The following is a 12,828-nucleotide window of genomic DNA, read 5'->3' on the forward strand; positions in this document are numbered from 1 at the left end:
GCCGATGTTTATAAAAGTTTCTATACCTTGTTGAACTAACACCTTTAGTTCAACAAGGTATCTTTTTTTATTTAGTCTCGAATGATTCCATGACTTGACCCGGTCAAAACTTCTTTTAGTGAAAAAATAAAAAGAGAGCACGGTTCAGGTGCCCTCATACTCATTAAATCAGTTCCTGCAGGTATCGTCAAAATGATGTTTAACTATTCTAAATTAACCCACACAGATTTCACTTCCGTGTACATATCAAGTGCATACTTACCCATCTCGCGACCAATACCGGATTGTTTAAATCCACCAAATGGCATTGCCGCATCAAAAACATTATAACAGTTTACCCAAACCGTACCTGCTTCTAATGCATGAGCGACTTTATGAGCTTTACGAACATCAGTGGTCCAAACACCAGCCGCTAATCCATATTCACTAGAGTTTGCCCGTTGAATGAGTTCAGAGAGGTGATCGTCATCGCTAAATGGGAGGGCGGATACGACGGGTCCGAAAATTTCTTCCCTTGCAATCGTCATTTTATCTTCGACGTCTGCAAAAATAGTAGGAGGCACAAAATACCCTGGTCCTTCTTTGGGAGCGCCACCAGCTAAAGCTTTGGCTCCTTCCGCTTTCCCTTTTTCTAGGTATCCTCGTACCGTTTCATATTGCTTTGCCGAAACAAGGGGACCCACTTGTGTCTCTTCTTCAAGTCCTGGCCCTACCTTTAACTTGTTCGCTTCAGAAGCCATATCGGATAGGAAGTTGTCATAAATTTTTTTATGGACAAACAACCGAGAACCTGCACTACATACTTGACCTTGATTAAAGAAAATACTATGGAGTGCACCAGGAATCGCTTTTGAGAAATCGGCATCTGGGAAAACGATGTTAGGGGATTTTCCACCTAACTCTAAAGTTACGATTTTTACATTACTAGATGCCTCACGCATAATGATCTTTCCAACTTCGGTTGAACCAGTAAAAGCGATTTTACGAATGCGTGGGTGCTTGTTCATTGCTGAGCCTGCAACCGTTCCTTTACCTGTGATGATATTGACAACACCTTCAGGAAAGCCAGCTTGTTGGATGAGCTCTGCCAAAAATAATACAGATAAAGGAGTATCCTCAGCAGATTTTAAGATCACTACGTTTCCGGTTGCAAGTGCCGCACCTAATTTCCATGCAGCCATCAGTAATGGAAAATTCCAAGGAATGATTTGCCCACATACCCCGATGGGTTCACGACGTGTATATGTAAACATATGGGGATGTAAGGAGTTGTTGACCACTTCGCCACTAAATTTATTGACCCATCCCGCATAGTAACGGAAGTGGTCAATCACAAGAGGAACGTCAGCGTTTCTAGTTTCCCTGATCGGTTTTCCATTATCAAGTGTCTCTAATTGTGCCATCGGCTCCAAATTTTCCTCAATTAAATCTGCTAATTTCCAGAGCATCCGACTTCTTTCGCTCGAAGAAATTTTTGACCATTCACCTCGGAATGCTTTTTCCGCTAGCTCTACTGCTCGATTGACGTCTTGCTCATCTGCTTCATATACTTCACAAAGAACTTCTCCGGTAGCTGGATTGAAACTTTTAATGGTATTTTCTGAGATGGACTTAACGAATTGCCCACCTATAAATAGTTTTTTAGGACTACTTTTAAGAAAGTCTTCTACTTTTGGGTGTACTTTTATTGTATCTACACTCAAAAAGATTCACTCCTTTAGATCAACTTGGACTCATAGTTATTGTTATTTCGAACGAGCTAAATTATTCGAGCTTAATTAATGGGATCAGTTTTCACAGGAAGAACCTAAGGTTCAAACCTACAAAATCGGTGATACCGTTTTTGATAATCCCTTTGATCCTGTCATACTGAATGACAGGTTTTTTTATTACATTTTGACCTTCCATGTTGACCAATAAAAATAGATTACAATCTTGATCTAAACCAGAAGTCTAATAAGGGTGATTTTATTCCCAAAACTTACGATCTAATGTTCGATATTGAATCGCTTCTGCAATATGTGCTACCTGAATTTCCTCTTCCGCTGCTAAATCGGCAATAGTTCGTGCTACTTTCAAAATCCGATCATGAGCTCGTGCACTGAGTCCTAAGGTGTCAAAAGAGTGTTTTAATATCTGTTGACATGCGTCATTAATTTTGCAGTATTTTCTTATTTCAGAAGTGCTCATGTTGGAATTAGACAGAGTCTCACTTTGATTAAATCGGGAATCTTGCCGCTCTCTCGCTTGGTTCACACGTGCACGAATAGCGGTAGAGTCTTCATTAGTCTGTTTAGAAGAGAGTGTCTGATAATCAACCCGAGGGACTTCGATATGAATATCGATCCGGTCTAATAAAGGTCCCGATATTTTGGACCGATACCGTTGTATTTGATGAGCAGTACAAGTGCAAGTTCGATCACTTTCGTAGCCAAAGAAGCCACAAGGACAAGGGTTCATACTTGCTATAAGCATAATTTCTGCTGGATACGTTAAGACGACTCGAGCTCGCCCTAGGGTAACTTCTCGGTCTTCTAAAGGCTGTCGTAACACTTCCAGAGACGACTTTGAGAATTCGGGTAACTCATCTAAAAATAGGACTCCTCGATGAGAAAGACTCACTTCTCCTGGCTTTGGAATGGCTCCGCCACCAATGAGGCCTGCTGAAGAAATCGTATGGTGGGGAGAACGAAACGGACGTTCTGTGATAAGTTTTCCACGTTGAGAGGTTAGACCAGCAATACTACAAACCTTTGTTACTTCTAAGGATTCTTGTAAATTCATTCGAGGTAAGATCGTCGGGATGCGCCGAGCAAGCATGGTTTTACCTGAGCCAGGCGGACCGATTAGGAGGAGATTATGTCCTCCGGCAGCCGCTACTTCCATGGCTCGTTTGACATGTGTTTGTCCTTGAACATCTGCAAAATCGATGGACGGAGTAGAAGGATGCTGGGTTGTTTCAATCGCAGTGGGTGAGGGAGTCCATTCACTTCGGAAATATTGAACAGCTTGCTGTAATGTTTGTACAGGAATTATTTGAATTCCCTCAACCAATGATCCCTCTGTTGCATTCGAAGCGGGAAGCATCACGGTTTGAAACCCCTGCTTTTTTGCTTCCAGCACCATGGATAGTACTCCTGACAGGGGGCGTAAAGTTCCATCTAACGCTAATTCTCCTATAAAAAGAAACCTTTCTGTCTGGGGAACTTCTAATTGTCCGCTTGCCATCAGTACTCCTACTGCAATAGCAAGATCAAGTCCAGCTCCCTCTTTTTTTACATCTGCTGGAGCCAAATTAGTCGTAATTCGTTGTAAAGGAAAGTTCGCTCCACAATTTTTTACCGCAGCTCTCACTCGTTCTTTAGCCTCGCGTACTGAAGAATCAGGTAAACCAACGATATCAAACATCGGTAACCCATTGCTTATATCAACCTCAACCTCAACAATAAATCCATCAATACCAAGTACATTTGCACTATATAGTTTTGCGTACAATCAATCCGCCTCCGCATGGTGAATATTACTAGCATTAAAATTCAACAATTTTCAACAAAATCCTTTATTTAGGAAAATATATTTCGCAAAATAGACTTAAAAAATAGTTTTATTATTTCGTGATGTGGAATAAATTTATTAATACCAATATTTAGTTGTATATCTTAAAAAATACCTTCATAAAAAATATTAAAAAGGGTGCTACGACTAATTAGGAATCATTATGATCTGCTTTAACCATATATGGGAAAGGGAGAGTGAATAAGTCATGAGTTATTTGATTGCTTTGGATGACGGGCATGGATTATTTCCTACTCCTACACCAGGAAAGAGAACACCGATGGTTCCAGAAATTAATAGAAGGATCTATGAAAATGAGTTTAATAGAGAAGTCGTTAAATATTTGCATCAAGAACTGATTCGTTGTGGATTCCGAACTCTACTTGTAGCACCTACCGATGAAGATGTTCCTTTGTCCACTCGAACTCGTTTAGCCAATCAGAAAGGAGCACACCTTTATGTATCTGTTCACTACAATGCAGGTGGTGGATCAGGTGTAGAAACCTACCATTTTCCGGGGAGTGTTCAAGGAGCTAAAGCAGCTAGAACTATTCATAAATATGTGATTCAGGGAACCAAACAAAGAGATCGTGGTGTAAAAACAGCTAATTTTCATGTGCTCAGAGAGACCAAGATGCCATCCGTCCTTATTGAATACGGTTTTATGGATGATCCTAGTTTACATGAAGCCCGTTTAATGTTAAATGTAGCTTTCCAACAAGAATGTGCGAGGGAGACAGCCCAAGGAATCTGTGAATATTTTGGAATTGCCTATAAACCACCAGTTAACCAAAAAACGAAACCATTTTATGATGTAGTGGTGAATGGAGCAGATCGGGCATCATTAAGTGCTCGAAATATCAAAGAATTGAGTGCGTATTTAGTGAAAAAATTAAATGAAGGTGTTGATTCGATTACCTTTAATAAAAGAAAATAATGATGAAATCTATTGCTAATGAAGGATTTTCTGGAGTGTTGGGTTGCAAGTAAGAGAGGGTTAGAGAACTATGTTATAATGAAATTAGAAAATAATTACTGTCTAGAAGGCAAGAGGTGTAATAAGTGATTAGACCAGCAACCAAAGAAGACTACAAAATAGCAGTCAGACTCATTTATGAGACAATCGGGTCAATTGGAAGGACTTTGGCGGGTACTGAAAGTGATGAAGAGACGATTACAGTATTGGAGTCTTTTTTTCGGCAACCAGGAAATCGACTCAGTTATGAAAATGTAATTGTGAAAGAAATTGATGGGGATGTTGCAGGAATCCTTGTCTGTTATCACGGTAGTCAATCAGAAGAGTTAGATCAACCTTTTGTAGAACATTTGCAAGCAAAGACTCAAAAACAAGATATTACGATTGCTCGAGAAGCTCAGACTGATGAGTTTTACCTAGATACTCTGTGCGTAGATAAAAAATATAGAGGAAGAGGACTAGCAACTGAGCTGATCTCAGCGTTTGAACAAAAAGCAAAACAACAAACTCATGATAAATTATCCCTTCTTGTTGAAAGAGATAATCTACCTGCTTACCATTTATATAAAAAAATTGGATTTCAAGAGGATGGTACTGTGCAAGTGGGAACGATCCCCTTTGCTCATATGATTAAACTAATATAAAGGAAAAACCACTTCTGATCATGATGTTTAGAAGTGGTTTTTCTATAATCTGAGTCGTTTCTTAATGAAAAGAAACGACTTTATGATTGACTTGTGGCGATCCAAGCGAGTGCTTGTTGTTCGATATCCTCCACAAGTTTCCTTTTTCCTGCTATATAAGATGTAATATCATAAGGGTATTTTTGTGCAAGAATTTCTTTCAACTCCCCATAATCATTGGCAACTTGTGGGTGGGATCGAAGAAAGTCACGAAAAGCGAGGTGTCTATGGATGTGTTCATTTCCTTCTTGGAAAACATGAACATGAGCCAAGTGAACAATTTCTCCCTTTTCAAAGTATCTTCGCCCAGAAATCCCATTTTCTCCTTTAGCTTTATAACCGAGATGACTCATTTGGGAGTAAAAAGGGTTAATGAGGTCGATGTTTTTAACCACCATCAAAATATCGATGATCGGCTTTGCCTTTAAATGAGGGATAGAAGTGCTGCCAATATGATGAAGATCGATGATCTCATTGGTAAAGATCTTTTTTATCTGTATAGCTTCTTGCTCAAATTGTTGTTTCCAAGAGGGGTTATATTCGGTTACCTCCACTTTTCTCATATGATACCTCCAGATCGTTGAGGTTAGATGGTGAATGGAAATAGACGTGTAACAGATCACACGTCTCGAAAATTTTCCAATGAAAGATCTTTAATCATGTTTCACACGTTCATGGGAATTTTAAAGATTATAAATTGCTCATGGTACCAAGAAGAGCTAAACCTATAGCCAAAAGGGCAGTAAAAATACCATTGATCAAGGTTCCAAGAATACTTGTTACCAAACCACCTATAGCGATTCCTTTATTTTCAGATTTCAAGCCTTTAGCACTCAAAAAAATACCTATAATTCCAGGAATCAAACCAATAGGTGGAAAGATGAATATAAATACTAAGCCAATGATCCCTAAAACTAAGCCAACAATAGCTTTAGTGTTGTGTTGAGGATCACCTTTACTAGGTTGTGGTTCAAAACTCATGGGTTGTTCCAAGATTTGTTTCCCCTTTCAAATACTGATGTTTTTCTTGTCGAACTTATCTTATCAGTATTATGTTATAAATTCTAGAGTTTTGTTTGTTTAGAAGGTAAAGTTAAGTTTAAATAGATGCGGAAAAATTTCGTTCAGTTTTAGAAAAAATGGTCAAAGTCATTGAAGCATATTTTGTGATTTCTATTTAACTTACAATAGTCACTTTGATCATCAGAACAAATTTAGCAAAGACATGATGGTCCAGCGATCCACAAGATGTATAGATTTATGGAATTTCTTTATAGATATTCATTATATTTGTCCATTATTTACTAACATGTTCTTTCCTTTGTAAGATCAATCTAAGTTTAACATGAAAGAAAAGGGTGAAACAGTTGGTGAAGGAAGATAAATTGAAGGAAGAAGAGTCAAAGTTGATTGACTTTGAGTACGGAGACTCTAATGTATTAGCTAATACGGATCATGAATCACAAGGACAACCACGTATGAAGCCATATGATTATCCAGGTACTCTTTAAGTATCATCTACAGAAACCGGAGTTAGGATAGTAACTCCGGTTTCTGTAGTTTTTTTATTTAAAAATTTGAAACGGCTAAAGTCCAAGTTCTTTTTTGATTAACTGGATATTTGACTCATGGGATGAAATGAGTCCTGATCGAAATCGATAATGTTTTAGTTCTTGATCAAGAAGATGGAGTTGATTGGTTTTTACTGCATGAGTAAGTAACTTCAAATAGGCTTTTGATTGTTCGCAACGATGATTCATTTCATTGGGATCAGTTGTAAATTGACCATGACCAGGTACAAGTAATCGGATAGAATGTTGCTTGAGAATTATTTCTGCTTTGATTAAGGTTTTTTGGTAAGCAGAGAAGCTGTCATAAATGAAAGGGAATTCAACATCAGAGAGATAGTCACCTGCGATCCAGATCCCTAAAGGTTCAACAATACAAAACACTCCATCTGGCGTATGTCCAGGAGTTTGATAAAAGGTAAGAGTGGTTTGTCCAAAACGAATGGTTTGTCCATCCTTACTAATGGGATGATCCACTTGTGGAAAAAGATTGGGATAAGTTCGTTCTAAGTAATATTTCTGATCAAACTGCTGGATGGTATCTAGAATTTCAGCCTTTTTTACTTCGGAAAATTGATTAAATAGTTGGTGAGCAATTGTGGTCGCTTCAGGAAAGGCACCTGCACCAAGAATATGGTCAAAATCAGAGTGAGTAAACAATAAAACCAGTTGGCGATTTTCGCGGATTCGTTCGACTTCATCATGAATTTCATCTACTTCATGGGGTAGCCAAGTAGGATCAACGACTAAAACGATATCATTTGTAATCACAATAGTAGAATTAGTTTGATAGAGGGGGCTTTGGAAAATGATGACCTGTTCTGAGCGATAACTAATCGGCATAAATGTCCTCCATTTTGCTGAGCTGATGATCTTATTATAACTTTAGCAGCGTTTCTTTTCTAACCATGATCGGTGAGGAGTCGTTTTCATCGTTATGGGTAATTCATTATCTAAGGAGCTGAATGGAATCAGATTGTATCCTTTGGGAGTGAATAAGAAATATTACTTGTATAAGCGATTGATTGATAATTGGAGGAGGAAGGGAAATTGTTACATCTGACTTTAGAGGAAATGAATATGCTATCAGAACAACTTGAAAAGGAAAAGGCACGCTTGCATCAACAATATAGTCAACAACCGATTGAGCAAAGTAATGCTGATCAGCAATTGCATATCGTAAGTCAATTACAGAAGAAATTAAAAGATTTAAAAGCTAATGTCACGGAAGAAGAGAAAGAAATGCTCACTTGTTTATTACAAGACGAAATTGAGCAGATCCACGGTCATAGCCCAGGAGTTTATGAATCAATTCTCAACAAATTAAATCAATAAAATAAATGAACCACCTACGCAGGATGTGTGGTGGTTCATTTATTTTTTATGAAAGAGATTTGAGAATCAGCTGTTAAAAGTGAAGGATCGCTTGCGAATTTTACGGTAGCCGGCTGCGATGGATAGTGTAATGATTGCCCCATACATAGCTAATTCCATATCATGATGGGAATCCCATGGATCGCCTTGCAATCCAATAAACATGGTTCCTAAATCTGGAGCAACGATAAAGGTTGTCCACATCTCAAGCAGTTCATAAAATGCACCTGCGGCTAAAATGGTGATGACTGAAAAGAATCCAATCCATTTTTTGGGGATTTTTATTATATGAGAAAATAGTTCATAAACGGGTAACACGATAAGAAGTCCAAAGGAAAAATGAACAACTCGATCATAGTAATCCCTTGATAGATCCACCCATCCCTTGATCCAAGCGTCAAAAGGAGTGCTATAGGAATAAGAGGCTCCATAGGTATGGAGAGCGAAAAAAAGAGCAATCATGGCATAGGAGAGATTGGAAAATTGAAAACGATGGTAGGTAATCGCTAAAAAACCAAAGAAAAGGAAGATTAATACATGTTCTATAAACCAGATATTCCGGTTATGAGGAGAAATAGACATGATAACCCAAAAAACAAAATAACTAAGTATGATGATATGGAGTGTATAATTTTCTCTAAAAGGTTGTTTCTCCAATGGTTCCCCCTCCAAGTTGTTAAGAAAGCCCCCTAATAAAGGGGGCTCCCAAATTTGGATCTAGCTTATTGCATCATGTTATTGGGTTGAGACATTGGCGGTTGATTGTGGGTAGGAGCAAAAGAGTTTAACATGATTTGCATGTCTTGTTGGGATAATTGAGGAACTTGATAAAATTGTTTTTTGTTTTGGTATAGGAATAATTCATAAGCCATTTCTGCACAATTAGGAACACTTTCAGCTAATACCCGACGTACGATTGGATTGGTCACTTCACAAGCTGCGACGGCTTTCATGCCAGCCATAGATTTGAGCATACTTAACATTTGACTTGAAATACAACCATCTGAAAGTTCATTAGTGGATTGAGCTGGTTTTTTGGGTTGGGTTGGTTTCATTCCGAAGATGACTTGATTATCTTGGTTCATTTGATAAGGTTTTGTTCCATGAGAGGGATCCTGTCCTGTACTAAAACATTGGACTAACATGTTGTATTCATCGGATATGAACTGATATTGACGATTTAGGATGTTTAATAACTCTTGATCCTTCACTAATTGACGAAGAATCATATATTGATTTAATGTATCGATTGTTCCTGAGAGAACTTCATGAACATCAAAAACTTCATGACCACCATGATTCATTTTCATGGATACATGTTGATTTCCTTGTTGCATATTCAATGATGAACTGGTTTGATTACCTGATTGTATTTGCATATGGGACTCCTCCTAAAGCAATGTTTTGCCACATTTTTAATATCTCCAATTTGTACAGGTTGATAGCGGTATAAATTGGTAAATAATTAGGAGTCACCATGTTAATTTATTTAATGAATGAGTTGTTCATGATATTCAATCGGTTCTTGTTTAAGATTATTTTGTTTATATTGCACGGCACTGATGGATTCTAAAATTTTTCTTTGATCAGGGGTGATCGTCAATGTAAATTCTTTTTCAGTAGAGGGTAGCTTTTTAATTTGCTTATCATTTAAATAAACAAATATGTCTAGGTTAGATTGATAATTTTCTAATGTAAATGTTAGTTCAACTGGATCCGTTTCATTTGGCGTCATGATAGTGAGTGGGTAGCTCTCACCGATTGGGACACTGCTTCCAGTGAGTTGAAGAGATCCTTTGCCAATGTTTTTTTCTTGAGGAATAGAAGGGGCAATGTTTGATGGCGGGGGAGCCAATGGACCACTTGTTATGGGCTGATTTTTTAAGGGATTATCATCTTCTGCATATGAACTATTTTGTGACTGATAAATATAAATCAGTATACCACTGATAACTAACCCAATTGCTGTCAAGCCGATGATTTTTTTCATTTCATAACCTCCAATTGAATCATAATTGTACAGAACAAGCAAAGATGAAGTAAAGCCCGTAGATAAAAGTATATTTAGGAATATTATAAATCTTCCCCTTTTAATTAGCTATAGGTTTGATCAAATCAAACTTAGATCCTTGTTGTAAAATGCCTTGAAGCCCCAAAAACAGGATTCAAGGCATCAAAACCAAGTTTAACTTTTGGCTGCCTTAATCGATTGCTGGGTTTGAGAAAATCGATTTCGCATCGGCTCTAATGTTCTCAGTTGTTTTAAATCATCATATTTCTGTTCGATTCGATGAAGATGGAGACGATTCCGGAGATCTCCAACAAGTTGAATAAAGTGCTCAAAATCGTGATTGTTTTTAATCTCTTTAAACTGAACAGTGTGTTCTGTTAGCTCAAGAGTAAGGTGATAGTGTGCGATTCCGTCTGATTGGATATCGATGCCACGAAGCTCTTCATATTCCCAACTAGTGATGGTGGGATTAAAGTCTTTCACATTGGCATAAACAAGACGTTTGGAGGTCGATACAAGAATACCCGCTTGCTTCTTCTTTCTATTTTGATCCATTTTAACAGGAATAGCTTTCAAAATGTGCTCTTGATCCTCATCGATGTGTTGAGAGAGGTATACAAAGGTATCATGAAACTCTTTAAGCATCTGTTGTTGAGTAGGTGTAGGAGAATCACCAATCCACCTTTGAATAAATCGAATCTGATGTGTACTATAGGTAGCTGAATTTTCTAAGGCACTCCGATTGTTAAAGCGTTCAACGCAATGATAGAGCATCACCATATCGACCAGAAAAAGAATTCCACATCCACCCAATGTTAAAGACATGAAGATCCCAAGCCGAGTATCACCTATGTAATATCGATGTCCCCCAAATAAGCCTGTAAATAACCATAACACATAGGCGATTGCCATGCTTTTCCTATCCATGTTTAACCTCCGAATCATTTGCCGATCGTTCAGCGATTTGTCCATAAGACAGATAATGGTTATCTGCAAAGAAATATATTCTTACTAAGTTTTGTTTTTCCTTCCATTATTTTTAAAAATCATTTGCTTTATCTAGGATTGAAGAGAAGAGGAATCAAGTATATTCAAATGATTGTGTATCTGTTTGTATATATTCCATTCTATAACCCAACATACTATAATGATGGAGCTATCTATTATTTATAAAAGACAGAGGGAAGGACAATGACTTGGGATCTTTTGAATGCACTTGGCATAGCAGCTTTTGCGGTGAGTGGTGCATTGATTGCGATCGAGGAGAAATATGATATTTTTGGTATTTATGTTTTAGGTTTTGTAACCGCATTTGGCGGGGGGATCATACGAAATGTTCTGATTGGTTTACCCGTGAGTATGTTATGGGAACAAGAAATTTTTATTTATATTGCTTTGTTTGCTGTGACTCTCATTTCAATGAGTCCATCTTTATGGCTTCAGTCAGTAAAAAAATGGTTAGACTTCTTTGATGCGATTGGGCTAGCAGCATTTTCGATTCAAGGTGCATTATTCGCTGTAAAAACAGAGATGCCTCTAGTAGCTGTCATTGTTGCTTCTGTATTGACTGGAATCGGCGGAGGAATTGTCCGAGATTTATTAGCAGGTAGAAAACCGCTAGTCTTTCATAAAGAGGTTTATGCTTTATGGGCAATTTTGAGTGGAATTGTGATCGGATGCAACTTGGTGAGTGAGGCTTGGGAGTATTATATTGTTTTCGTACTTGTTGTAACGTTACGAATGCTTTCTACTTTTTATGAATGGAAGCTTCCAGGTCGATTGGTTAGAGAAAGAAAAACAGCTAGGTTGTTTAGATAGAGCTTTTTGTAAAAAGTGAATCACTTAGTGTTTTAGGTGAAGTGTTCAAGAAAAGTTATTTGACGGTTCTAAAATCCAGAGGAGCCTATCCATTATTTTTCGTGATTTTGTTAAAATTGTAAGCGTATAGTAGTTATACAATAGATTAGGTTTTAAATCTAAACCTAGTTTATTTTTTGAGTTAAACAGGTATAGAAAGAAGAGAGGTGAAAAAAAATGAATAGGTATTTGGTAGGCAGTGGAATTTCGTTCTTTGTACTAACCATTTTGTGTTTAGCTTATGGTTGGTTTGAGTCCAGTTTCACCGCTTACCTGCTGGGGACCCTTTTCCTAGTACTTTTTGGCTGGGTAGTGTCGCTCATAGCTCCTAAACTTTGGAAAAATGGGGTTGATGAAGATACTTCTCGTTGGAAATGGGGTTAGACGAGGGTAAGCGTTTGTAGGAGTCCTTTTCTCATCTGAAAAGGACTCCTATTTTTAATAATTAAAGAAAAATCCGCACTTCAACATCGAAGTGCGGCATGTTAATTAGGCTAAAAACTTTTTAAAGAGCCCTGTCTTGGTAAAGAAAGAAAAACAGAAAAATAAAATAGATAGGATGATCTTCCAAATACTTAAGCCAGCCAAGCTTTTAATTCCGAAGAGTGGGAGCAATGCTCCTATCCCAGAAGTCTGTATGTTACTCATTGTTTCTCTTGTCACCTCTTTTAGTGTATTTGTAGGGGAATCGGGTTCATATTACACTATGCATCTGAGGTCAAGAGAGACAGGGGAATAACCCCGCTTTAAGTGTACCAATTTACAGTTGGATGTTCTGAGATCCGGAGGAACTTCGAATACTTG

15 protein-coding genes are annotated in these 12,828 nt (G+C 37.8%); 6 read left to right on the forward strand and 9 right to left on the reverse strand.

The annotated features are described in order from the left end of the window. Positions 1-203: 203 nt before the first annotated feature. Positions 204-1,703, reverse strand: coding sequence for an aldehyde dehydrogenase family protein (locus EDD58_RS13005; protein WP_131926260.1), 1,500 nt, complete (start codon positions 1,701-1,703; stop codon positions 204-206). Between the two features lie 265 nt (positions 1,704-1,968). Then, the gene (locus tag EDD58_RS13010; protein WP_131926262.1) at positions 1,969-3,495 is read right to left on the reverse strand and encodes a YifB family Mg chelatase-like AAA ATPase; all 1,527 of its coding nucleotides are present in this window, start codon (positions 3,493-3,495) and stop codon (positions 1,969-1,971) included. Between the two features lie 268 nt (positions 3,496-3,763). Here EDD58_RS13010 and EDD58_RS13015 point away from each other — a divergent pair, with 268 nt between their 5' ends. Then, the gene (locus EDD58_RS13015) at positions 3,764-4,492 is read left to right on the forward strand and encodes an N-acetylmuramoyl-L-alanine amidase family protein (protein ID WP_131926264.1); all 729 of its coding nucleotides are present in this window, start codon (positions 3,764-3,766) and stop codon (positions 4,490-4,492) included. A gap of 125 nt (positions 4,493-4,617) precedes the next feature. After that, positions 4,618-5,175, forward strand: a complete 558-nt coding sequence (locus tag EDD58_RS13020) for a GNAT family N-acetyltransferase (RefSeq protein WP_131926266.1) — start codon at positions 4,618-4,620, stop codon at positions 5,173-5,175. A gap of 80 nt (positions 5,176-5,255) precedes the next feature. Here the strand turns inward: EDD58_RS13020 and EDD58_RS13025 are convergent, their stop codons facing one another. Then, entirely contained in the window at positions 5,256-5,777 is a 522-nt protein-coding gene (locus EDD58_RS13025) for a GrpB family protein (RefSeq protein WP_131926268.1), read from the reverse strand. 127 nt (positions 5,778-5,904) lie between these two features. Continuing rightward, the gene (locus EDD58_RS13030) at positions 5,905-6,207 is read right to left on the reverse strand and encodes a hypothetical protein (protein WP_131926270.1); all 303 of its coding nucleotides are present in this window, start codon (positions 6,205-6,207) and stop codon (positions 5,905-5,907) included. A gap of 377 nt (positions 6,208-6,584) precedes the next feature. On the opposite strand from EDD58_RS13030, the gene EDD58_RS14955 reads away from it, so the two are divergent. Beyond that, on the forward strand, positions 6,585-6,725 hold the full coding sequence (locus tag EDD58_RS14955) for a hypothetical protein (RefSeq protein WP_165875974.1): 141 nt from the start codon (positions 6,585-6,587) through the stop codon (positions 6,723-6,725). Positions 6,726-6,800: 75 nt separating this feature from the next. On the opposite strand, the gene EDD58_RS13035 is transcribed toward EDD58_RS14955, so the two are convergent. Further along, a complete protein-coding gene (locus EDD58_RS13035) occupies positions 6,801-7,625 on the reverse strand; it encodes an MBL fold metallo-hydrolase (protein ID WP_131926272.1) in 825 nt (274 codons plus the stop codon). Positions 7,626-7,832: 207 nt separating this feature from the next. Here EDD58_RS13035 and EDD58_RS13040 point away from each other — a divergent pair, with 207 nt between their 5' ends. Continuing rightward, positions 7,833-8,117 (forward strand): hypothetical protein, encoded by a 285-nt coding sequence (locus tag EDD58_RS13040; protein WP_131926274.1) that lies wholly within the window; start codon positions 7,833-7,835, stop codon positions 8,115-8,117. A 66-nt stretch (positions 8,118-8,183) separates the two neighbouring features. On the opposite strand, the gene EDD58_RS13045 is transcribed toward EDD58_RS13040, so the two are convergent. The 4 genes from EDD58_RS13045 to EDD58_RS13060 all read right to left on the reverse strand — a co-directional run bounded on the left by EDD58_RS13045 (position 8,184) and on the right by EDD58_RS13060 (position 11,094). Continuing rightward, positions 8,184-8,813 (reverse strand): DUF2238 domain-containing protein, encoded by a 630-nt coding sequence (locus EDD58_RS13045; RefSeq protein ID WP_131926276.1) that lies wholly within the window; start codon positions 8,811-8,813, stop codon positions 8,184-8,186. Positions 8,814-8,878: 65 nt separating this feature from the next. Continuing rightward, entirely contained in the window at positions 8,879-9,535 is a 657-nt protein-coding gene (locus EDD58_RS13050) for a spore coat protein (RefSeq protein WP_131926278.1), read from the reverse strand. 110 nt (positions 9,536-9,645) lie between these two features. Continuing rightward, entirely contained in the window at positions 9,646-10,146 is a 501-nt protein-coding gene (locus EDD58_RS13055; RefSeq protein WP_131926280.1) for a hypothetical protein, read from the reverse strand. 195 nt (positions 10,147-10,341) lie between these two features. Beyond that, positions 10,342-11,094, reverse strand: coding sequence for a TM2 domain-containing protein (locus EDD58_RS13060; protein ID WP_207903306.1), 753 nt, complete (start codon positions 11,092-11,094; stop codon positions 10,342-10,344). Between the two features lie 264 nt (positions 11,095-11,358). Between EDD58_RS13060 and EDD58_RS13065 the strand changes: the two genes are divergently transcribed. Together EDD58_RS13065 and EDD58_RS13070 are read left to right on the forward strand one after the other, a co-directional pair. Next, entirely contained in the window at positions 11,359-11,985 is a 627-nt protein-coding gene (locus EDD58_RS13065) for a trimeric intracellular cation channel family protein (protein WP_131926284.1), read from the forward strand. 216 nt (positions 11,986-12,201) lie between these two features. Continuing rightward, entirely contained in the window at positions 12,202-12,408 is a 207-nt protein-coding gene (locus EDD58_RS13070; protein WP_131926286.1) for a hypothetical protein, read from the forward strand. Positions 12,409-12,828: the final 420 nt, after the last annotated feature.

The sequence above is a fragment of the Hazenella coriacea genome (genome assembly GCF_004341825.1).
GTDB classification, from domain to species: domain Bacteria; phylum Bacillota; class Bacilli; order Thermoactinomycetales; family Thermoactinomycetaceae; genus Hazenella; species Hazenella coriacea.

Coding starts and splice junctions, on each gene's coding strand:
- EDD58_RS13025 (WP_131926268.1), bottom strand. CDS start 5,777: ATGAGAAAAGTGGAGGTAACCGAATATAACCCCTCTTGGAAACAACAA.
- EDD58_RS13035 (WP_131926272.1), bottom strand. CDS start 7,625: ATGCCGATTAGTTATCGCTCAGAACAGGTCATCATTTTCCAAAGCCCC.
- EDD58_RS13050 (WP_131926278.1), bottom strand. CDS start 9,535: ATGCAAATACAATCAGGTAATCAAACCAGTTCATCATTGAATATGCAA.
- EDD58_RS13015 (WP_131926264.1), top strand. CDS start 3,764: ATGAGTTATTTGATTGCTTTGGATGACGGGCATGGATTATTTCCTACT.
- EDD58_RS13060 (WP_207903306.1), bottom strand. CDS start 11,094: ATGGATAGGAAAAGCATGGCAATCGCCTATGTGTTATGGTTATTTACA.
- EDD58_RS13065 (WP_131926284.1), top strand. CDS start 11,359: ATGACTTGGGATCTTTTGAATGCACTTGGCATAGCAGCTTTTGCGGTG.
- EDD58_RS13070 (WP_131926286.1), top strand. CDS start 12,202: ATGAATAGGTATTTGGTAGGCAGTGGAATTTCGTTCTTTGTACTAACC.
- EDD58_RS13055 (WP_131926280.1), bottom strand. CDS start 10,146: ATGAAAAAAATCATCGGCTTGACAGCAATTGGGTTAGTTATCAGTGGT.